17 protein-coding genes are annotated in these 21,542 nt (G+C 64.6%); 12 read left to right on the top strand and 5 right to left on the bottom strand.

Annotated elements, in window-relative coordinates; all coding sequences use genetic code 11:
* Genes prsK through Q0L48_RS02635 form a run of 4 tightly spaced genes read left to right on the top strand, consistent with a single transcriptional unit; the run spans position 1 to position 5,965 of the window.
* On the top strand, positions 1 to 2,112 hold the full coding sequence (gene prsK / locus Q0L48_RS02650; RefSeq protein WP_296717119.1) for an XrtA/PEP-CTERM system histidine kinase PrsK: 2,112 nt from the start codon (positions 1 to 3) through the stop codon (positions 2,110 to 2,112).
* Entirely contained in the window at positions 2,112 to 3,476 is a 1,365-nt protein-coding gene (gene prsR / locus Q0L48_RS02645) for a PEP-CTERM-box response regulator transcription factor (protein ID WP_296716878.1), read from the top strand. Before prsK ends, prsR begins: the two co-directional genes overlap by 1 nt.
* A complete protein-coding gene (locus Q0L48_RS02640) occupies positions 3,442 to 4,947 on the top strand; it encodes a tetratricopeptide repeat protein (protein ID WP_367273993.1) in 1,506 nt (501 codons plus the stop codon). Before prsR ends, Q0L48_RS02640 begins: the two co-directional genes overlap by 35 nt.
* Before the next feature lie 49 nt (positions 4,948 to 4,996).
* Entirely contained in the window at positions 4,997 to 5,965 is a 969-nt protein-coding gene (locus tag Q0L48_RS02635; RefSeq protein WP_296716874.1) for a bile acid:sodium symporter family protein, read from the top strand.
* Here the strand turns inward: Q0L48_RS02635 and Q0L48_RS02630 are convergent.
* Together Q0L48_RS02630 and panB are read right to left on the bottom strand one after the other, a co-directional pair.
* Entirely contained in the window at positions 5,937 to 7,010 is a 1,074-nt protein-coding gene (locus tag Q0L48_RS02630; RefSeq protein ID WP_296716871.1) for a DUF475 domain-containing protein, read from the bottom strand. The two genes, Q0L48_RS02635 and Q0L48_RS02630, sit on opposite strands and share 29 nt — an antisense overlap.
* 29 nt (positions 7,011 to 7,039) lie before the next feature.
* Positions 7,040 to 7,912, bottom strand: a complete 873-nt coding sequence (panB, locus tag Q0L48_RS02625; protein WP_296716868.1) for a 3-methyl-2-oxobutanoate hydroxymethyltransferase — start codon at positions 7,910 to 7,912, stop codon at positions 7,040 to 7,042.
* 139 nt (positions 7,913 to 8,051) lie between these two features.
* On the opposite strand from panB, the gene Q0L48_RS02620 reads away from it, so the two are divergent.
* From Q0L48_RS02620 to Q0L48_RS02585, 8 genes are all read left to right on the top strand, one after another.
* Positions 8,052 to 9,455, top strand: coding sequence for a sodium-dependent transporter (locus Q0L48_RS02620; RefSeq protein WP_296716866.1), 1,404 nt, complete (start codon positions 8,052 to 8,054; stop codon positions 9,453 to 9,455).
* A 103-nt stretch (positions 9,456 to 9,558) separates the two neighbouring features.
* Positions 9,559 to 10,329 carry a recA-like protein gene (locus tag Q0L48_RS02615; RefSeq protein ID WP_296716863.1) on the top strand — a complete coding sequence of 257 codons (771 nt, stop codon included), beginning with the start codon at positions 9,559 to 9,561 and terminating at the stop codon, positions 10,327 to 10,329.
* Positions 10,223 to 11,842 (top strand): DUF6504 family protein, encoded by a 1,620-nt coding sequence (locus tag Q0L48_RS02610; protein WP_296716862.1) that lies wholly within the window; start codon positions 10,223 to 10,225, stop codon positions 11,840 to 11,842. The genes Q0L48_RS02615 and Q0L48_RS02610 overlap by 107 nt, the downstream gene beginning before the upstream one ends.
* Before the next feature lie 55 nt (positions 11,843 to 11,897).
* Positions 11,898 to 12,230 carry a PilZ domain-containing protein gene (locus Q0L48_RS02605; protein ID WP_296716859.1) on the top strand — a complete coding sequence of 111 codons (333 nt, stop codon included), beginning with the start codon at positions 11,898 to 11,900 and terminating at the stop codon, positions 12,228 to 12,230.
* An 88-nt stretch (positions 12,231 to 12,318) separates the two neighbouring features.
* Positions 12,319 to 13,557, top strand: coding sequence for a putative DNA modification/repair radical SAM protein (locus Q0L48_RS02600; RefSeq protein WP_296717116.1), 1,239 nt, complete (start codon positions 12,319 to 12,321; stop codon positions 13,555 to 13,557).
* Positions 13,557 to 15,017 carry a UdgX family uracil-DNA binding protein gene (locus Q0L48_RS02595; RefSeq protein ID WP_296716858.1) on the top strand — a complete coding sequence of 487 codons (1,461 nt, stop codon included), beginning with the start codon at positions 13,557 to 13,559 and terminating at the stop codon, positions 15,015 to 15,017. The genes Q0L48_RS02600 and Q0L48_RS02595 overlap by 1 nt, the downstream gene beginning before the upstream one ends.
* A gap of 1 nt (position 15,018) precedes the next feature.
* On the top strand, positions 15,019 to 18,552 hold the full coding sequence (locus Q0L48_RS02590) for an error-prone DNA polymerase (protein WP_296716856.1): 3,534 nt from the start codon (positions 15,019 to 15,021) through the stop codon (positions 18,550 to 18,552).
* An 80-nt stretch (positions 18,553 to 18,632) separates the two neighbouring features.
* Positions 18,633 to 19,295 carry an extensin family protein gene (locus Q0L48_RS02585; RefSeq protein ID WP_296716854.1) on the top strand — a complete coding sequence of 221 codons (663 nt, stop codon included), beginning with the start codon at positions 18,633 to 18,635 and terminating at the stop codon, positions 19,293 to 19,295.
* A 2-nt stretch (positions 19,296 to 19,297) separates the two neighbouring features.
* On the opposite strand, the gene phoB is transcribed toward Q0L48_RS02585, so the two are convergent.
* From phoB to pstB, 3 genes are all read right to left on the bottom strand, one after another.
* Positions 19,298 to 19,987 (bottom strand): phosphate regulon transcriptional regulator PhoB, encoded by a 690-nt coding sequence (gene phoB / locus Q0L48_RS02580; RefSeq protein WP_296716852.1) that lies wholly within the window; start codon positions 19,985 to 19,987, stop codon positions 19,298 to 19,300.
* Positions 19,988 to 20,102: 115 nt separating this feature from the next.
* Positions 20,103 to 20,771 (bottom strand): phosphate signaling complex protein PhoU, encoded by a 669-nt coding sequence (phoU, locus tag Q0L48_RS02575; RefSeq protein WP_296716849.1) that lies wholly within the window; start codon positions 20,769 to 20,771, stop codon positions 20,103 to 20,105.
* Positions 20,771 to 21,538, bottom strand: coding sequence for a phosphate ABC transporter ATP-binding protein PstB (pstB, locus tag Q0L48_RS02570; RefSeq protein ID WP_296717114.1), 768 nt, complete (start codon positions 21,536 to 21,538; stop codon positions 20,771 to 20,773). The genes phoU and pstB overlap by 1 nt, the downstream gene beginning before the upstream one ends.
* Positions 21,539 to 21,542: the final 4 nt, after the last annotated feature.

The following is a 21,542-nucleotide window of genomic DNA, read 5'->3' as shown; positions in this document are numbered from 1 at the left end:
ATGCCGGAACATCTGGCGTTTGCCGCTTTCATCGCGTCGATCGCGGGCGCGGTGCTGTGCTTCGGCGCGATGGTATGGCTCTGGCGTCGCGGCGATCCGGCGCGACCCGATCGTCGGCCGCTCGCCATTGCCAGCGCATTGGTGGGTGCGGGCTGCGTTATGAGTGCGGCGCTCGGACCCGACAGTGCCGCCAGTGCGATGGCCACCATCGCCCGCAATCTGGCATTTATCGGCGCGATCTTCGCAATGTTCAGTGCCGACGGCCGGGCCGCGAGCCTGAAGCCGATCCGTCCGGTGATCATCTCGCTGGTGCTGGTGCAACTGTGCGAGCCGCTGGTTCTCGGGCTGGAAATGCGGGCGTCTGCTGTGCCTGCGATTGCGCAGGTCGCCTTCGAGGTGCGGATGCTGATCGACCTGCTGGTCGCGATCGGTGCGCTGATGCTGCTGCACAATCTCTATGCCGGTGCAGCGGTGGCATCGCGTTACCTGCTGCGCTGGTCGGTGATCGCCTTGTCGGGCATCTTTGCCTATGATCTCAACCTTGCCACGATTGCTTACCTGAGCGGGGATTATCCGGCATTGCTGCGGGATTTCCGCGGTCTTTTTGCCGCTGTGATGGCTGTGCTGTTTGCGCTCGGTGCGAACCCGGCAGGCCCGCGCGTGCAGTTCAGCCCTTCGCGCACCGTCGCCTTTCGCACGCTTTCGCTGTTGCTGATCGGGACCTATCTGGCGGTGATGCTGGTTGTGGCGAAGGCTTTGCCGCTGATCGGCGGGGATTTCGCGCGCACGAGCCAGGTGGTGTTCGTTGTGCTTGCCGTCGGCGGTGCGATCATGGCGCTTCCGTCTCCGCGCCTGCGTGGCTGGTTAAAGGTGACGGCCACGAAGCACCTGTTTCAGCATCGTTATGACTACCGCGATGAATGGCTGCGCTTTACGCGCACTATCGGGTTGGGCGGCAAGGCCAGCGCCAGTCTGGAAGAACGCGCGATCAAGGCGCTAGCCGATATCACCGAAAGCCCGGCCGGGCTGTTGCTGATGCCGAATGAAGAAGCGCAGCTCGAACTCATGGCGCGCTGGAACTGGCCGACGATTGCCGTGCCGGCCACTGCCGCCGAGCACCATCTGTCAGGACTGTTCGAGCAGCATCAGCATATCATCGCGCTCGATGAAGTGCGCGGCGGTATCGATCATCATGGTGAGCGCAATCACGTTCCCGGCTGGCTGATCGAAGCCGAGGACGTCTGGGCGCTGGTTCCGCTGATCCATTTCGATCGCCTTGTGGGAGTGGTGGTGTTGGCCCGTCCGCGGATCGAGCGGCGGCTCGACTGGGAAGATTTCGATCTGCTCAAGGTGGTGGGCCAGCAATTGGCGAGCTACCTTTCGGAACAGGCCGGACAGCAGGCGTTGATGGACGCTTCGCGGTTCGACGATTTCAACCGTCGCATGGCGTTCGTGATGCATGACATCAAGAACCTGACCAGCCAGTTGTCTTTGCTGGCCGCCAATGCCCAGAAGCACGCCGATAACCCCGCCTTCCGCGCCGACATGCTGGTGACCTTGAGAAACTCGGCGGACAAGCTTTCCGGCTTGCTGGCACGTCTGGGGCGCTACGGTGCGAGCCCCAATCACGATCTGCACATGATCGATCTCGGCCAGCTGGCGCGGGCGATTGCAGAGCGTTTCCGCGGCGTGCATCCGGTCGCGCTGACCCGCGACGAAAATGTGCGCGTGATGGGCAATGCCGAGGCACTGGAGCAAACCGTGATGCATCTGGTGCAGAACGCCATCGACGCCAGCGATGGTACGATGCCGGTCTATCTGGATGTCACCGCCGATTGCCTTCACGGCACCATCGAAGTGATCGACACTGGTTGCGGCATGAGCCCCGAATTCGTGCGCACCGGACTGTTCAAGCCGTTCGTTTCGTCAAAACCCGGCGGGTTCGGCATCGGCGCTTTCGAAGCGCGCGAACTGGTCAAGGCCATGGGGGGCAGGGTTGCGGTCGAATCGCGTGAAGGGGTCGGCACGCGCTTCAGCGTCGTTCTGCCGCTGGCCGACGCTGTCCGCCTCTTGGGCGGAAACGAAAATCCTTCTTCCAGAGAGGTTGCCTGATGGCCGAGAAAAAACCGCCGTTGCTGGTGATCGAGGACGATCCCGGTCTGCAGGCCCAGCTCAAATGGTCCTACGACGATTTCGAGGTGATTATCGCCGGCGATCGCGACAGTGCGCTGGCCGCGCTCCGGGCCGATGCGCCCGCCGTGGTCACGCTCGATCTTGGCCTGCCGCCCGATCCCGACGGCACCAGCGAGGGCTTTGCCGTGCTCGATGCGATCATGGCGCTGAAGCCGGATACCAAAGTCATTGTTGCCAGCGGCCATGGTGCGCGCGAGAGCGCATTGCAGGCGATCGCTCGCGGGGCTTATGATTTCTATCAGAAGCCGCTCGATATTGATTCGCTGGGTCTGATTGTCCGGCGCGCGTTCAATCTGCACCGGATCGAGCAGGATAACCGCAGGCTCATCGCCAATGCCAGCGCTGACAACACTGTGCTCGGCCGCCTGATCACCGGCGCCCCCGAAATGGTCAAGGTCGCGCGCACGATCGAGCGTGTCGCCAAGACCGGGGTTTCGGTGATGCTGCTTGGTGCGAGCGGTACGGGCAAGGAACTCCTCGCCCGCGGTCTGCATGACACCAGCGACCGGGCGGGCGGCCCGTTTATCGCTATCAATTGTGCCGCAATTCCGGAAAATCTGCTCGAAAGCGAGCTGTTCGGCCACGAAAAGGGCGCTTTCACCGGTGCGGTGAAGACCATCGAGGGGAAGATCGAGAGCGCCAACGGCGGCACGCTGTTCCTGGATGAAGTCGGCGACATTCCGCTGCCGTTGCAGGTCAAGCTGCTGCGGTTCCTGCAGGAACGCACCATCGAGCGTGTCGGCGGTCGCAAGGCAATTGCGGTCAACACCCGGATCGTTTGCGCGACCCATCAGGATCTTGAAAGCATGATCTCCGGCGGCAGCTTCCGCGAGGATCTGTTCTATCGCCTTGCCGAAATCGTCGTGCGGATTCCGGGTCTGGCCGAACGCCACGGCGATCCGGTGCTGCTCGCAAAGGTGTTCCTCAAACGCTTTGCGGCTGAGATGAACCCGGCGGTTACAGGCTTTGCTCCGGATGCGCTGGCCGCAATCGATGCGCATGACTGGCCAGGGAACGTGCGCGAACTGGAAAACCGGGTGAAGCGCGCAGTCATCATGGCTGACGGCAAATTGGTGCGCGCCGAAGATCTCGATTTCGGCGACGGGGAGGAGGAGAGCGCCAACGTGCTCAATCTCAAGGCCGCGCGCGAAGCCGCCGACCGCCGGGTAATCCGTCACGCGCTTGCCCGGAGCGAAGGCAATATCTCCAGCACAGCCAAGCTGCTGGGGATCAGCCGGCCGACGCTTTATGATCTCATCAAGCAGTATGACCTGCAGACCTAGGCGACCCGTCGCACTGTTGGTGATGGCCGTGCTGTTGGCAGGCTGCGCGCAATCGGCCGGCACTGCGGTGGGGCAGCCTGATACAGCCCCGCAGAACCCGGCCCGTCTTCGTCTGATTGGCGCAGCGAACGAACAGATGGCGGATGGCAAACTTGCCGAGGCCGGGCGATTGCTGGACGAGGCGCAGGGGCTTGGACCGGAAAATGCCGATCTGTGGCTGGCTATCGCCCGCCTGCGTTTCCGGGGCGGCGAGCACCTGACCGCAATCGAAGCTGCCGACCGGGCGCTGCAATTGGGCCCCGATCATGCGCCTGCGCTGCTTATGCGGGCGCTGATGGTGCGTGATGCCCACGGCTTTGCCGATGCCCTGCCGTGGTTCGAGGCAGCCCTGACAGCGGATCGGACCAATAAGGACGCGTGGGCCGAATATGCTGCGACGCTGGGTGATTCCGGGCGGCACCGCGACATGTTGAATGCCCTGCGCGAACTGGCCAAGCTTGCGCCGGATGACAGCCGCGTTTTCTATCTTCAGGCGGTGCTGGCCCAGCGCGGCAGCAGGCCGGTACTGGCGCGCAGTTTGCTCGAACGCAGCGGGATGGCGGCGCGCGGGGTCCCGGCCGCGCTGCTGCTCGATGCGCTGATCAACCTCGACCAAGGCAATTACGACAGTGCCGCGCAGCAGCTCGAAACGCTGAGCGCACGCCAGCCCGCCAATGCGCGACTGCGCGAACTGCTGGCGCGGGCGCTGCTGCTGAGCGGGCGAGAGACGGAACTTGTAAAGCGGTTTGCGACAGAAGCTGCGCGGCCTGAAGCCTCGGCATACTTGGTGATGCTGGTGGCACGCGCTCATGAACGGCTAGGCGACCGGGCTAGCGCAGCCCCGCTGCTGGAACGGGCGTTCGCGGAGCCGAGTGTCGCGCTGGTCGCGTTGGCGGATCGTCCCGGCCTGCCTGCGCCGACCGCCGATCTGCGCAAACGCGGTGCGGCAGCAGACTGGGCGGGCGCGCGCAGCATGGCGGCGGATTTTCGCACGCGCTTTCCCGCTTCGGCCGATTTTGCCCAACTGGCCGGTGACGCGGCGTTTGGCGGCGGCGATGCGGATGCGGCGCTGGCGGCCTACGCTCCGGCAGCAAGCATTCGTCGCCCCTGGTCGCTGACCCGAAAGGCTGTGGAAGCCTATCGCCGTAAAGATGACGATCTTGCCGCCGATACGCTGCTTGCGCGTCATGTTGCGGGCGAGCCTGACAATATTGCTGCACTCGCCGCGCTGGCGCAGGCGCTCGCCCGGCGGAAGGAATGGGAGCGCTCGGCACTGCTGCTCGATCACGCCATCGCGCTTGGCGGCGGGCATGATCCGGCATTGCTGGTGTTGCGCGCCGATGCCGCGCGGGCGCTCGGTCAGCGCGATGCAGCGGAGCGCTTTTCGGCGCTGGCCGCAGACCTCAGGCCGCCCGCGCTGACCCGTCGCTGACGCCGCGCCGCTCGACAATCGGTTCAAGGCGGGGCAGGGCGCTCACCCCATGTTACTGCGCCGCCTGCCTTTCGTGTCCGACCCGATGATCGCGGTGCTGCTGCTGGCGACGTCGCTCGCGCTGCTGCTGCCTGCGACCGGCGAAGGGAGCGAGGTCGCGCGAAACATCTCCAATGGCGGAATTTTTCTGCTGTTTCTTGTCAATGGAATGCGCATCCGCCGCAGCGAAATCGCGCGCGGTCTCGCCAACTGGCGGTTTTTCGGCCCGCTGATGCTGTTCGTGTTTGGCGGCATGGCGCTGGCGGGGCTGGGCTTCGCGGCGCTTGCAGGAACGATGCTGCCGCCGCTGGTGGCACTCGGCTTCATCTATCTCGGATGCCTGCCGTCGACGATCCAGTCGGCGACGTCCTATACCAGCCTTGCGGGCGGCAATGTCGCGCTGGCGGTGGTGGGGGCGGCGCTCATCAATATCGCGGGCGTTTTCATCAGCGCGCCGCTGTTCGCGCTTCTGGGCGGGGGCGCTGCGGGCGATATCGGTAGCGAGGCGATTATCCGCATCGGGCTCATTCTGGTGCTACCGTTCCTGATCGGCCAAGCAGTGCAGGACCGCGTGATCGAGGGTGTTGCCGCGCAGCGGGCGCGAATCGTGTGGCTCGATCGGGCGGTGATCGGGCTGGCGGTCTATGTCGCTTTTTCGGGCGCGGTCGAGCAGGGGCTGGCGCGACTGTTCACGCCTGCCGACTGGGCGGTACTGGTGGGACTGGTGCTGGTGCTGCTGGCGCTGGCGCTGGGTGCTGCATGGGGCACCGGCAGCGCGCTCGGCCTCGCGCGCGGCGACCGGATCACCTTTCTGTTTGCCGGCTCGCAGAAAAGCGTGGCCATCGGAGCGCCGCTCGCCGCAATCCTGTTTCCGCCAGCCAGCGCCGGGTTCGTGATCGCGCCGCTGCTGCTGTATCACCTTGCGCAGTTGGTGCTCGCCGCGCCGCTCGCTACGCGTCTGGCACAGCCGCGCCATTAGCCGCCCGTTCGGCGCGGTTGTGGCGGATCGACCACCACAGCGACAGGCCGATCAGGATCGCTCCGATCAGTCCGGTGAAGGTTTCCGGGATGTGATAGCGCGCTGAAACCAGCATGATGACACCCAGCACGATGATCGCCCAGAACGCGCCGTGTTCGAGATAGCGATACTCCGCCAGCGTTCCGGCCTTGACCAGGTGGATCGTCATCGAACGCACGAACATCGCACCGACCGAGAGGCCGATGGCGATCACGATCATGTTGTTGGACAGCGCGAACGCCCCGATCACGCCGTCGAAACTGAAGCTGGCATCGAGCACCTCGAGATACAGGAACCCGCCAAGGCCGGAACGCACGATAGCCCCGCTCGCCTTTTTGGCCGCCTCGCGCTGTTCGATGATCGCGCCCAGTGCATTGACCCCGATATAGGTGACGAGGCCCAAGACGGCAGCGGTGAGGAAGGTGAGCGATTCATCCGGCCCCAGCAGGGTGGAAACGCCGTAGACAAGCCCCAGTACCAGCCCGATCTCGACTGCCGGAACGGTCGAGAAACGGTTGATCCCCTGTTCGAGCGCGCGGATCCAGTGCACCTCCTTGTCGGCGTCGAAGAAGAAGCTGAGCCCGACCATCGCCAGAAAAGCGCCGCCGAAACCGGCAATGCCGATATGCGCGCTGGAGACGATGCGCTCATATTCCTCCGGATCGCCGAGCGAAAGCTGCACCGCTTCCCACGGGCCGATGCTGGCCGCGATCGAGACAATCGCGATCGGGAACACGATCCGCATCCCGAATACCGCGATCAGAATGCCGATGGTGAGGAAGCGCTGCTGCCACACCGGGTCCATCTCGCGTAGCACCGTGGCGTTGACCACGGCGTTGTCGAAGCTCAGCGAAATTTCGAGGATCGAGAGCACGAACACGATCCACAGGATCGATAGCATGCCGGACAGATTGCCGGTGCTGACCCAGCCATAATAGCCTGCCAGCGCAAGGCAGACGGCGGTGAAAGCAAAGGAGAATGCGTAGAAGCGCAGCAGGGTCTGCATGTCGGTCGAAAGCCTTGTGGGAGGGGAGTTCAGTCTTTGGGCTGGTAGGTCTGGTCATCGCCGGGGAAGGCGCGGTTGCGCACTTCCTCGGCATAGCGCGCCACGGTACGGTCGATCACCCCTGCAATATCCTCGTAACGCTTCACAAAGCGGGGGACGCGCTCGAACATGCCGAGCATATCCTCGGTAACCAGCACTTGCCCGTCGCATTTGGCCGAGGCGCCGATGCCGATGGTAGGGCAGGAAACGGCCTTGGTGGAGGCGATGGCGATGGGTTCGACCACGCCTTCGATGACGATCGCGAAAGCGCCGGCCTCGTCCAGCGCAACTGCGTCAGACACGATCTTCTCCGCCTCGGCGTCTGAGCGACCGCGCGCGCCGTAACCGCCGAGCACGTTGACCGCCTGCGGGGTCAGCCCGACATGGCCCATCACCGGAATGCCGCGGCTGTTGAGGAACGCGACCGTCGGCGCCATCGCTGCGCCGCCTTCCAGCTTCACGGCCGCCGCGCCGGTCTGCTTCAGCAGAAACGCAGCGCTTTCGAACGCCTGTTCGGGAGAGCTTTCGTAGCTACCGAACGGCATGTCGACCACCACCACGGAGTGATACGACCCGCGCACCACTGCCGCACCGTGGTTCGCCATCATGTCGAGCGTCACCGGAATGGTCGAAGGCAGGCCGTAGATCACTTGCCCGAGCGAATCCCCCACCAGCAGCAGGTCGCAATGCGCATCGAGCAACTGCGCCTGACGGGCGGTATAGGCGGTGAGCATCACCAGCGGTTCTGCCGTGACGCCGTCCACCTTGCGCGCCCTGATGCGCGGCACGGTAAGGCGCCGCATCGGTTGCGGAGTGGGGTTGGCCCGGCTGGTGCTGGTGTCGAGCTGGAAAGTCGTGGACATGATCTCGCCCTTAGCCTCCGCGTGAGCAGAACGCAAAACCTGCCCCTTGGCGCGGCCTCTGAAACATTGCACAGTGGTGACAACTGCGCAGACGCGTCGACGACGTGTCCGGGACATGCGACGAGAGGGCTTTTCGATCATGGTAGCGAGTTCGGGTACAGCACGTGACGGCTGGTCATCGCGCACGGCATTCATTCTGGCGGCGATCGGTTCGGCGGTGGGATTGGGCAATCTCGTGCGCTTCCCGGCCGAGGCCGGGGCGAATGGCGGCGGTGCCTTCGTGCTGTTCTATATATTGTGCATCGTCCTGATCGGTCTGCCGGTCTTGCTGTGCGAAACGCTGATCGGCCGCCACGGGCAGGCGGCGGCTCCGGAAAGTTACCGCAAGCTGGCGATGGAATCAGGGGCATCAAAGGCGTGGGAGGCGGTCGCCTCGCTCGGCGTGTTCTCGGCTTTTCTGGTGCTGAGTTTCTACTGCGTGCTGGGCGGCTGGGTACTCTACTACATCGGCACTTTTGCTGCCGATCTGGTAGCGACCGGTGTAGCCGGTCCGGCGTTCGACGGCCTTTCTTATGAAGAAGTCGATGCGCTGTTCCCGGCGATGATCGGCAATGGCACGGTCACCAGCGTTCTCGACCTTGTGTTTCTCGCCGTCACTTTGTTGTTCGTTTCGCGCGGCGTTTCGGGAGGGATCGAGAAGGTGGCGGTGTATCTCATGCCGACCTTTTTCGTGCTTCTGCTCGGGATCACCATCTACGGGTTTTTCGGCGGGGCGATGGAGCAGACGTTTGCCTATTTGTTCACCTTCGAACCCCAGAAGTTGACGCCGGATATCATGCTGGCGGCGGTCGGGCAGGCGTTCTTTTCGCTATCGCTCGGGGTGGCGGGCATGGTGACCTATGGCGCCTATGTCGGGCGCGATGTGAACCTGGCGGGGACATCGGCGATCATTGCCGGGGCCGATACTGCGGTGGCGTTGATCGCCGGGCTGTGCATCTTCCCGATCGTGTTCGCGGCGGGCCTCGCGCCCAATGGCGGGCTGGGGCTGATGTTCCAGACCTTGCCGCACGCGTTTCAGGAAATTCCGTTCGGTTCGCTGATCGGCCTCGCTTTCTTCGTCATGGTCGCTTTTGCCGCGTTGACCAGTTCTGTGGCGTTGATGGAGGTGCCGACCGCGTGGGTGATCGACCGTTTCGGCCTGCGCCGCGGCGCGGCGGCCGGGCTGGTCACGTTCGGTGCGGCGGTGTTGGGTGTATTGTCGGCGCTGTCGACCGGCGTGCTCTCGGGATTTCATCCTCTCGGCTTCATTCCGATTTTCGAAGGAATGGGCACTCTCGATGCGCTTGACGGTCTGACCAGCAAGTTGACGATGCCGATCGCGGCGCTGCTCACGTCGATCTTCATCGGCTGGATCGCAGACCGGCGTCTGGTTGATAGCGAGAACGGATTGTCGGGCGGTTTGCTGCTTTTCTGGCGCTTCCTCATCCGCTTTGTGTGCCCCCTCGCGCTGGGTGCGATCATGGTATTCGGCTTGGCGGGCTGATTTCAGCCGAAAGGCTGCGATCCGGGCGTTGCAATCGCACGCCGGGTGTGGAACATAATGGGAACGAAACGGACTCGCCCGAGTCCGGTCAGCGAGTCGTTCCATGCCTGAATCCACTGCCACATCGCGGGTGCCTGCGCCCTTTCTCCGCTCCCGGATCCCACGTGCGCTTGCCGCCCGGCGGCCTGAGGCGCGCTGGCGTCCGGGTCTGGACGAACAGCCGCGTCACTCCGAGATTTTTGCATCCGGTGGCGAGGCGGGCGGGGCAGGGCTGGCGCTGGCATTGGCGCGCGATGCGCTTGCCGCGGCCGGTGAGGATGATGATCGCCGCCAGGTGCTGTGGGTGCAGGATCGCAGGGCGATCCGGCTGGGCGGGCGGCCCTGTGTGCAAGGCCTGCCACCCGATCTGCGTCACCGGCTCATTCACGTCGCTGCCGCTACGCCGGAGGATGCGCTGTTCGCGCTCGAAGAAGGGCTCAGGTGCCGCGATCTGGTCTGCGTTATCGGCGAGATCGCGGGCAATCCGCGCGCACTGTCCTTCACCGCGTCACGCCGATTGAGCCTCACCGCCGAACGTCACGGGGTTTCCTTATGGCTGGTTCGGCTCGATGCCGAACCCGATCTCTCCTCGGCCCGTATGCGTTGGCGGGTAAGTGCCGCCCCGTCGCCGCACTCGCGCTGGAACCCGGCTGCACCGGGCTATGCCACTTGGCGGGCAGAACTGTTTCGCGCGCGCCGCCATGCGCCGGGCGAATGGATATTGAGCGATGCAAATGGAACACTGCGGCTCGACCCCGCCGTCGCCGCGCCGGATTCTGGCGATCTGGTTCGCCCGACTGTCGGTCGATCGCTGGCGGCTCGCGCACGCGCCTGACAATCGCGCTGCCGCCGATGCGCTGCCGACCGCGCTGATCACCGAAACCGCGCACGGCCCCCGGATCGTCGCCGCCAATGACGCAGGTCTTGCCGCCGGTGCGCGGGCCGGGATGCTGCTGGCCGATGCGCGTGCGCTGTGTCCGCACCTCGCGGCGGTTCCTGCCGATCCGGCGGGCGATCTGGCCGCGCTGGAGAAACTTGCCCTGTGGGCGCAGCGCTGGGGGCCGTGGAGCGCGCTCGATCCGCCCGATGGCGTGCTGGTGGATGTCACCGGCGCAGCGCATCTGTTCGGGGGCGAGGAAGCGCTGCTGACCGATGTCGCCGCCGCCTTTGCGCAGCGCGGGCTGACGGTGCGGGCGGCGCTCGGCCCCACTGCCGGGGCGGCATGGGCGCTTGCCCATTTCGCGCCACCGGGAACTATCCTCACGCCCGCTGACGATCCGCTGCGGCTGCTCGGCGCGCTGCCGGTCGCTGCGCTGCGGCTGGATGACGATGTGCTGACTGTGCTGCGACGGTTGGGGATCAAGCGTCTGGGCGAACTCGCCGGGGTCAGTGGCGCGGAGGATGATCCTTCGCGCGAGGCCGCCGCGCGCGACGCGCTTCGCCGCCGGTTCCGCAATCGCCGTTCGCCCGCCGCCAATCCGCTGCTGCGGCTCGATCAGCTGCTCGGCAAGGTGCCCGAACCGCTGCTGCCGGTGCTCGCCCGGCCGCAGCCGATGGTGCAGCGCCGGTTGATGGAGCCGATCCGTCACCGCACCTTGCTCGATCAGGTGGTGGGCGATCTTGCCGCCGACATGATGCGCGCGCTCGAGGCGCGGGGCGAGGGTGCGCGGCGGCTCGAACTGGCGCTGTGGCGGGTCGATGGCGAGGTGCTGTGGCGCCGTATCGAACTCGCCGCCGCCACCCGCGAGGCAAGTCATATGATCCGGCTGTTCGCCGCGCGACTCGACGATATCGAGGCCGGATTCGGGATCGAGACAGTGCAGCTGCGCGCCAGCTGGAGCGAGTCGCTGGCGCTGTCGCAGGCGGATCTCGATGCGGCGGCCGAGCAGCATGGCACATCGATCGCCGCCTGCATCGACCGGCTGAGCGTGCGACTGGGGCCGAAAGCGGTCTCGCGCCCCGTGCCTCGTGCGAGCCACATTCCCGAACGTGCGCAGGGTTGGCAGGCCCCGCTCGATCAGCTCGTCCCGACGCAAGGGCTGCTTGCCTTCCATGCCCGCCCCTTGAAGCTGCTAGACCGGGCAGAGCCGATTGCAGTGCTTTACGCCTCGCCCGATGGTTTCCCGCAGCGTTTCCGCTGGCGCGGAGGGGTGCGGGAAGTGGTGCGAGTGGAGGGGCCGGAACGCATCGCGCCCGAATGGTGGCGCGAACGTTCGACCACGCGGCTGCGCGATTACTACCGAATCGAGGACGAGGCGGGGCGGCGTTACTGGATCTATCGTTCGGGGCTGGCGGGCGATGGGCGCGGGGGCGTGCCGGAATGGTTCCTGCAAGGCCTGTTCGCGTGAAATTTGCGGCTCTGCGCTCAGATTTCCTTTACCGATTTGTGCGATTGAAGCTGACATGAATCTGCAAACGATCCGCCGCGCCTCGGAGCGCCGTCCGCTCAGCTTGATGATCAAGAGCCGGGTGCGTTCGCGCGTGGTGTTCGTGGATCTGATCGACATTTCGGAAGGCGGTTGCAAGCTTCGCGGCAAACCCGGCTTTGCCGCCATCGGTGACCGGGTGACCATGAAAGTCGGCGGTATCAATGCGCCGCTCGGCATGGTTGCCTGGGTGGAGGGTTCGACAGCAGGGATTGCCTTCGAAGGCGCGATTCACCCGGCGGTGCTCGATCACCTGCTTGAAAAGATCGGATTCGTGTCGGGCGAAGCCCCTGAGGATCAGTCTGACTGAACAGTCGTCAGCCGCTTGCAAGCTTTGCATTTGGCAATGGTGGTGTTGGAACATATAAGGAACACGAAAGGTGTTCCCCAAGGTTCTCATGGTCCAGCAAACACTCCGCCAGAAACTCGAAATTCTCGCTGACGCGGCGAAGTATGACGCTTCGTGCGCATCATCCGGCACGGCGAAGAAGAATTCGCTGGGCGGGAAAGGCGTGGGTTCGACCGAAGGGATGGGCATCTGCCATGCCTATGCGCCCGATGGCCGCTGCATCTCGCTGCTCAAACTGCTGCTGACCAACCACTGCATCTTTGATTGCCACTACTGCATCAACCGCAAAAGTTCGAATGTGGCGCGGGCACGGTTCACCCCGCAGGAGGTGGTCGACCTCACGCTCAATTTCTATCGCCGCAATTATATCGAGGGGCTGTTCCTGTCCTCCGGCATCGTCAAGAGCGCCAATCACACGATGGAGCAGATGGTCGAAGTCGCTCGCATTCTGCGGGAAGAGCACGATTTTCGCGGCTATATCCACCTCAAGACCATCCCCGAAGCCGATGCCGAGATCATCCACGAGGCCGGGCTGTATGCCGACCGGGTTTCGATCAATGTCGAACTGCCGACCCGCGCAGGCCTCACCCGGCTTGCACCCGACAAGAACGAAAGCCAGATCGAAGGCGCGATGGGGCGCACCAAGGCGCGGATCATTCAGGCGAAGGACGAACGCAAACGTTTTCGCCACGCGCCCCGGTTCGCGCCTGCGGGCCAATCGACTCAGATGATCGTCGGCGCGGACGATGCCAATGACACGGCAATCATCGGCAAGGCGAGCCGGTTATATGGCAGTTTCGGCCTCAGGCGCGTCTATTACAGCGCCTTCTCGCCGATCCCCGATGCTTCTGCGGTGCTGCCGCTGAAGCGCCCGCCACTGCTGCGCGAACACCGCTTGTACCAGTCGGACTGGCTGATGCGGTTTTATGGCTTTGCGCCGGGAGAGGTCGCCGATGCGGCCGAGGCGGACGGCAATCTGCCGCTCGACATCGACCCGAAACTGGCGTGGGCGCTGAAGTTCCGTGCCAATTTTCCGGTCGATGTGAACCGCGCCGCGAAAGAACAATTGCTGCGGGTGCCGGGGCTGGGGACCACGGCGGTGGGACGGATACTCGCGGCGCGGCGGCACCGGACGCTGCGTCTGGACGATGTCGCGCGGCTGACCGCCTCGATCGCCAAGGTGCGTCCGTTCATCTGCGCGCTCGACTGGCGGCCTACGTTGTTGACCGACCGCGCCGACCTGCGCGGTCTGCTCACGCCGAAGCAGGAACAGCTGGAGCTGTTCTGATGACCGCCCAAAAACGCTTGGGGCGGAACGTCAGCCTCGGCGCGCATTACGCCGTGCACCTGCCCGCGCCCGACGATTTCGCGTTCTGGCGTGAACGGGCGCGCGGGTTGATCCAATGCGATGTCCCGCCGGACCGGGTGAGCTGGATCGAGCCGGGCGGGACGGGTGATCTGTTCGCCGCCGAAGGCCCCTCTCGCGGCGAGAAGCGCTTGCCCGCTCCGCCTGCCGATGCGCCGCCGGTGCGCGCCAGCCAGCGCTTTCTGGCGGTGGCTCGCAGCACCGCGTTGCACACCGATCCGGCGCGCTTCGGGCTGCTGTATCGCGTGCTGTGGCGGCTTCAGCGCAATCCGCGGCTGATGGAAGACAAGGCCGATCCCGAGGTGCGCCGGATCGAGGAATTGGCCAAGGCGGTGCGGCGCGATGCGCACAAGATGCACGCCTTTGTCCGCTTCCGCGAGGTTGCCGAGGAGGATGGCACGCCGCACTTCGTCGCCTGGTTCGAACCCGATCATCACATCGTCCGCGCCGAGGCGGCATTCTTCATGCGCCGTTTCGCCAATATGCGCTGGTCGATTCTGACCCCGCGCGGCAGCGTGCATTGGGACGGCGAGACCATGCACGAAGGCCCGCCCGCCCGGCGCTCCGACGCGCCATCAGGTGATCCGGTCGAAGATCTGTGGCGTTCGTATTACGCTTCGATCTTCAATCCCGCGCGGCTCAAGGTCGGCGCGATGCTTTCGGAGATGCCGAAGAAATACTGGAAGAACCTGCCCGAGGCGGAGCTGATCCCGCAGCTGATCGCCGGGGCACAGGCGAAGGAGGCACAGATGGTGTCATCGGGCAGCCTTGATATGGGCGAGAAGCCCGCGACGCTGGCAGGTGTGGACAAGGCGATCCATACCTGTCGCAACTGCCCGATCGGCGAGCTCGATAATCACGCGGTGATGGGAGAAGGGCCGATTGGCGCTGCGCTGATGATCGTCGGCGAACAGCCGGGCGATCAGGAGGATGTCGCCGGACGGCCCTTTGTCGGGCCTGCCGGGCAGCTGCTCGACGAATATCTCGTTCGCGCCGGAATCGATCGGAGCGCCGCCTATGTCACCAACACGGTCAAGCACTTCAAGTTCGTGTGGAAGGGCAAGCGCCGGCTGCATCAGTCGCCGGGCGCAAAGGAGATCGATACCTGCCGCTGGTGGCTGGAGGCCGAACGCGAGATTGTGAAACCTCGCCTCGTGCTGGCGCTCGGTGCCAGCGCGGCGCGCGGGCTGCTGGGCCGGACGGTGAGCATTTCCAAGGCGCGTGGGGCACCGCTCGCGCTGGAAGATGGGGGCGAGCTGTGGGTGACGGCGCACCCTTCCTACCTGCTGCGTCTGGATGGCGAGGCGCACGAAACACAGGCCGCACTGTTCGCAAGCGATCTTGCGGCGGTGAAGGAGCGGTTGGAAGAGCTGGCAGGCTGAGATGCCCGATGCTCCGTTGACCCCCGACAAGCGCACGCTTGCGATTGATCCCGATGCGGTCGCCGCCCCGCCGCGTGCGCCCTTCGTCGAACTGGGTCTGGCGAGCTGCTTCAGCTTCCTGCGCGGGGCATCGGATGCGGTCGATCTGGTGCTGACCGCGCACGGCCACGGCTATGATGCGGTGGGGATTGCCGATGTCAATTCGATGGCGGGGGTGGTGCGGCTGCATACCGAGGCCAAGACGCTCAAACTGCGCCCGGTGATCGGCTGCCGGATCGAAACGGTCGAAGGGCTGGCGTTCCTCGCCTACCCCGAAACCCGCGCCGCCTATGGCCGCCTGTGCCGGTTGATCAGTGCAGGCCGGATGCAGACGCTTGCCGGGGAATGGCAGGACAAGGGTGTGTGTGAGATCGACCTTGCCCTGCTCGCCGCCCATGCCGAAGGCGTGCAGCTGATCCTGCTCCCGCCCGATGATCTCGACGCCCGCTTCACCATTGCGGTGCCGAGCAATGTGGTCCCCCTCCCGCTTGCGGGAGGGGTTAGGGGTGGGAGCGGGCATAGCGAGCTTCCGGGCGGGCCCGGCTCCGATCCCTCCCGTTTCGGCCCTACCGAAATGACCGCCCCGTTCCCCGACATCCTCCCCCACCTCGCCCGCCAGCTGCCAAGCCTGCGCCACATCGCCGCCAGCTACCTCTACCGGGGTGACGACATTGCCCGGATCGAGCGGCTCGACGCACTCGCGCGCGCCCATGGCCTTTGCCTGCTCGCCACCAACGATGTGCATTACCATGCGCCCGAACGCCGCGCGTTGCAGGACGTGATGACCGCGATCCGGCACAAGACCACGGTGGCGGCGGCCGGGCACCTGCTCCACCCCAATGCCGAGCGGCACTTCAAGTCTCCGGGCGAAATGCAGCGTCTGTTCGCGCGTTGGCCCCATGCCATCGCCGCAGCGCGCGAAGTGGCAGACCGCTGCCAGTTCAGCCTCGACGAATTGCGATATGAATACCCGGAAGAAATCTATCCCGATGGCCAGACCCCGCAAGCCTTCCTCGAAACCGAGGTGTGGGCAGGGGCAGGGCGGCGCTATCCGGATGGCCTGCCCGAAACCGTGCGTGCCACGCTGGATCGCGAACTTACGCTGATCGCCAAGCTCGATCTGGCGCGCTATTTCCTTACTATCAAGGATATCGTCGACTTCGCGCGCGGGTGCGATCCGCCGATTTTATGCCAGGGGCGGGGAAGCGCCGCGAACTCCGCCGTCTGCTATGTCCTTGGCATCACCAGCGTCGATCCGGCCAAGCACCAGCTGCTGTTCGACCGCTTCATCTCCGAAGAACGCAAGGAGCCGCCGGATATCGACGTCGATTTCGAGCATGAGCGGCGCGAGGAGGTGATCCAGTACATCTACCGCAAATATGGCCGCCACCGCGCAGGGTTATGCGCCACCGTGATCCACTACCGCCCGCGCATGGCGATCCGCGAGGTGGGAAAGGCGATGGGACTGTCGGAGGACGTCACCAGCGCGCTCGCCCGCACGGTATGGGGCGGATGGGGACGCGAGATCAGCGAGAAACACGCGGCGGAAACCGGGCTGGACGTGACCGATCCGCACCTCAGGCGCGTCCTCAAGCTGACCGAGCAGATGATTGGAATGCCGCGCCATCTTGGCCAGCACGTCGGCGGGTTCATCCTCACCGAAAGCGCACTCAGCGAAACCGTGCCGATCGGCAACGGCGCGATGCCCGAGCGCAGTTTCATCGAGTGGGACAAGGACGATATCGAGGCGCTGGGCATCCTCAAGGTCGACGTGCTGGCGCTGGGGATGCTGACCTGCATCCGCAAATGCCTCGATCTGTTGGGAGATCATCATGGCCGCGCACTGACGTTAGCTAACGTGCCGCGCGAAGATCCGGAAACCTACGCGATGCTGCGCAGGGGCGATTCGCTCGGCGTGTTTCAGGTCGAAAGCCGGGCGCAGATGAACATGCTGCCGCGCCTGCGCCCGCGCGAATTCTATGATCTCGTCATTCAGGTCGCGATTGTCCGACCGGGGCCGATTCAGGGGGACATGGTGCACCCCTACCTGAAGCGCCGCAGGGGTGCCGAGCCGGTTCAGATCCCCGCACCTGCGCCCGAACACGGCCCGCCGGACGAGCTGACCAGTATCTTGGGACGTACGCTCGGCGTGCCAATCTTTCAGGAACAGGCGATGAAGATCGCGCTGGATGCGGCCAAGTTCTCCAGCCTTGAAGCCAACCGCTTGCGCAAGGCGATGGCGACCTTCCGTAGCCGGGGCATGGTCGATGAATTGCAGGACATGATGGTCGAACGAATGGTCGCCCGCGGATATGACCGCGAATTCGCCCAGCGTTGTTTCAACCAGATCCGGGGCTTTGGCGAATACGGCTTTCCCGAAAGCCACGCGGCGAGCTTTGCGCAGCTGGTGTATGTGTCGAGCTGGCTGAAGTGCCATTATCCGGCGGCGTTCGCCTGTGGGTTGCTCAATTCGCAGCCGATGGGTTTCTACGCTCCGGCGCAAATCGTGCGCGATGCGGCCGAACACGGGGTGCGGGTGCTGCCGATCGATGTGAACCATTCAGGCTGGGATTGCACTTTGGAAGCGAAGGGAGACGAGAAGCACGCCCTGCGTCTCGGCCTGCGGCAGATCGACGGGCTGCCCGAGCATGTCGCTGCCACGTTGGTAGCCGCGCGTGAGGAGGGTGGGGCTTTCCGCAATATCGCCGATCTGCGGACGCGCGCCGGGCTTTCGCCTGCGCATATCGAGCGGCTTGCCAGCGCCGATGCCTTCATCTCGCTGGGGCTGTCCCGCAGGCAGGCACTATGGGACGCCCGCAGCCTGATTGCCGCGCCCGATCTGCCGTTGTTCCGTGCTGCCGGAGTGCGCGAGGAGGGGGCCGAGCGGACGCGGATCCTGCTCCCTGTCATGCCGCTGTCGGAAGAAGTGGTGGCCGATTACCAGACCACCCGGCTCAGTCTGAAAGCGCACCCGATGGCGTTCCTGCGCGCAGACCTTGCCGCGCGCGGCTTTGTACGCGCTTCCGATCTGCGTGCGCGCAAGTTCCGCAGCATGGTGCAGGTCGCAGGTGTGGTGCTGATCCGTCAGCGACCCGGCAGCGCCAAGGGCGTCACCTTCATCACGCTGGAGGATGAGACCGGCGTGATCAACCTCGTGGTGTGGCCCGATCTCAAGGAAAAGCATCGCAAGGTGGTGATGGGCGCGCGGTTGATGGAGGTGCGCGGGCGGGTGGAATATGATGACGAGGTGATCCACGTGATCGCCCAGTCCATGACCGATGCGACCACTGCACTGCACGCGCTTTCGGACGATCTGCTGGACGCCCCGCTCGCCCGCGCCGATCACGTGAACGCGCCGCTGACCGGGCGCAAGCCACCGCAGGGGCGCGAGGCGCTGACCGCGCGCGACATGATCGATGAACTCGCACCCCGTCCCAATGTCAGCACCCATCCGCGCAATCACCGGATACTTCCGCGATCCCGCGACTTTCATTGATCATGGCAAGCAAGCGATCCCAAACCCGGATCAGTCGCCGAATAGGCAGATTTCGCACTGATCGCGCGATCATTGTGCTGATGATCCTCGCTGCGCTGCTCGTCGCGGGGTTGCGCTGGATCAAGGATCATCCCGAACACGATCCCACCGCTCCGCTCGATCTCAATCACCCGGTCGGGTGGGCAACCGCAGGCAAGCTGGAGACGCTGAAAGACGATGTGGCCAATTGCCGCGCCGTGCTGGAGCGTAGCGGCGTCACCCATGCCGTGCTCGATCCAGCGGGCGAGGGGGCCTGCGCCCGGCCTGATCGCACCCGGCTGACGGATTACCCGCTCGCGCCCGATACCCCGCCAGTCACCTGCCCCGCCGCTGCAGCGCTCGAATTGTGGCGCAGCAAGACATTGACCCCGGCAGCGCAGGAGATTCTCGGCACCGGCATTGCCCGGATCGAGCATCTCGGCGCGTATTCCTGCCGCCGCACCTATGGCAGCGCTGAAGGGCCGTGGAGTGAACACGCGACCGCCAATGCTATCGACATCGCCGCCTTCGTGCTGGACGACGGACGCCGCATCAGCCTGATCGCGGACTGGGACGGCGAAGGCGAAGAAGCACGCTTCCTGCGCCGCGCGCGCGACGGGGCGTGCCAGTGGTTCTCCACCGTCCTGTCACCCGATTACAATGCTGCCCACGCCGATCATTTCCATCTCGACCAGAGCCCGCGCTGGTCTGGCGTCTGCCGCTAGGGTCAGGTGGCTTCGAGCGCGTATCCGGCCGAGCGGACCGTGCGGATCGGGTCTTTCGCGCCGTCGAACCCGATCGCCTTGCGCAAGCGGCGGATATGGACGTCGACCGTACGCAGTTCGATGTCCGAACCGGTGCCCCAAACCCCGTCGAGCAGCTGGCCGCGGCTAAACACCCGGCCCGGGCTTTCCATGAAGAACTTGAGCAGGCGGTATTCGGTCGGCCCAAGCTGCAATGCGCGGCCGCGGCGCTGCACCTTGTGCGCCACCGGATCGAGCCGGATGTCCCCCACCTCTATCGTCTCCCCGGCAAGGGCTGGACGAATGCGGCGCATCACCGCCGCCACGCGGGCGAGCAGTTCGCGCGGGGAGAACGGCTTGGTGAGATAATCGTCCGCGCCTGTTTCCAGCCCGCGCACGCGGTCATCCTCGGCCTCGCGTGCGGTCAGCATAATGATCGGCACGTGCGCGGTTTCCTTGTCGCGGCGCAAGCGGCGGCAGACCTCGATCCCGCTGGTGCCCTCGATCATCCAGTCGAGAATGATGAGGTCGGGCACGTCCTCGCTCGCCAGCACCAGTGCCTCGTCACCATCGCCGGTGCAGCGCACGTTGTAACCTTCGTTCTGGAAACGGTATTCCAGCAGTTCGGACAGGGCAGGATCGTCTTCGACCAGCAGCAGTTTGGCAGCGGACATGCGGTGATGCCTCCTCAAGCCCCTCCCGAGGGGCGGTCCCTGATCCTATGTTTCACTTCAGCTACAATTTGATGAAACCGCAGCCGACAAGTTTTCCACACGGGAATGACGCGGCTTACCGGTCACCTTCGGGCGGGTAGGAGCCTGTCGCGGCGAAATAGACCATCTCGGCGACGTTGGTCGCGTGGTCGCCGATCCGCTCGATATTGCGGGCCACGAACAGCAGCTGCGCAGCGCTCGAAATGGTCGAAGGGTTTTCGACCATATGGCTGACGAGATTGCGGAAAATGCTGTTGTAGAAGGCGTCGACCTTGGCATCGGTGGCGATCACTTCGCGCGCCAGATCTGGATCGCGCGCAGCATAGGCGGTGAGCACATCGTGCACCATTTCGCTGGCGAGTTCGCCCATCGCGGGCAGCAAAGTCAGCGGCTCGAACCGGGCGCGGCCTTCGATCATGCCGACCCGTTTGGCGATGTTCTTGGAATAATCGCCGATCCGCTCGACCACACCGCCGATCTTGAGTGCGGCGATGACTTCGCGCAGATCGTCGGCCATGGGCGCGCGCAGGGCGATGATGCGCACGGAGAGCTTGTCGACCTCGGTTTCCAGCGCATCGATCCGCTTGTCACGCGCGACCACCTTCTCGGCGAGTTCCACGTCGCCGCGCACCAGCGCATCGAGCGCCTCGTGGATCGCGACCTCGGCAAGGCCGCCCATCTCTGCGATCAGCCCGCGCAAGCGGGTGATGTCTTCGTCGAATGCCTTGACCGTATGTTCGGCCATCAGCCGTACCTTCCTGTGATGTAATCCTTCGTCCGTTCCTCTATCGGATTGGTGAAGATCTCGGATGTGGGACCATATTCTACCATCTTGCCGAGGTGGAAGAAGGCCGTGCGCTGGCTGACGCGGGCAGCCTGTTGCATGGAGTGGGTGACGATGACAATCGCATAACGTCCGGAAAGGTCGTCGATCAGTTCCTCGATCTTGGCAGTGGCAATCGGATCGAGCGCCGAGGCGGGTTCATCCATCAGGATCACCTCGGGATCGACCGCGATCGCGCGGGCGATGCAGAGGCGCTGCTGCTGACCGCCGGACAACGCAGTGCCCGAATCCTCGAGCCGGTCCTTGACCTCTTCCCACAGCCCGGCACGGGTCAATGAGCGTTCGACCACCACGTCGAGATCGGCCTTCTTTTCGGCCAGCCCGTGGATCTTGGGGCCATAGGCGATGTTTTCGTAGATCGACTTGGGGAAGGGGTTCGGTTTCTGGAACACCATTCCGACCCGCGCACGCAGCTGGACGACATCCATCCGGTCGCCGTGAATATCTTCGCCCTCCAGTTCGATCAGGCCGGTGACGCGCGCGGCACTGATGGTGTCGTTCATCCGGTTGAAGCAGCGCAGAAATGTGGATTTCCCGCAACCCGACGGTCCGATGAACGCAGTGACGTAATCGGGCGAGATGTCGATCGAGACATCGTCGATCGCTTTCTTGTCGCCGTAATAGACCGAGACATCGCGCGCGCGAATCTTCGCGCTTTCGTCTGTCATATTG

Origin of the sequence: Erythrobacter sp. (genome assembly GCF_024305245.1) — a bacterium.
Lineage (GTDB): Bacteria > Pseudomonadota > Alphaproteobacteria > Sphingomonadales > Sphingomonadaceae > Erythrobacter.
This window is presented reverse-complemented; position numbering and strand designations above follow the sequence as displayed.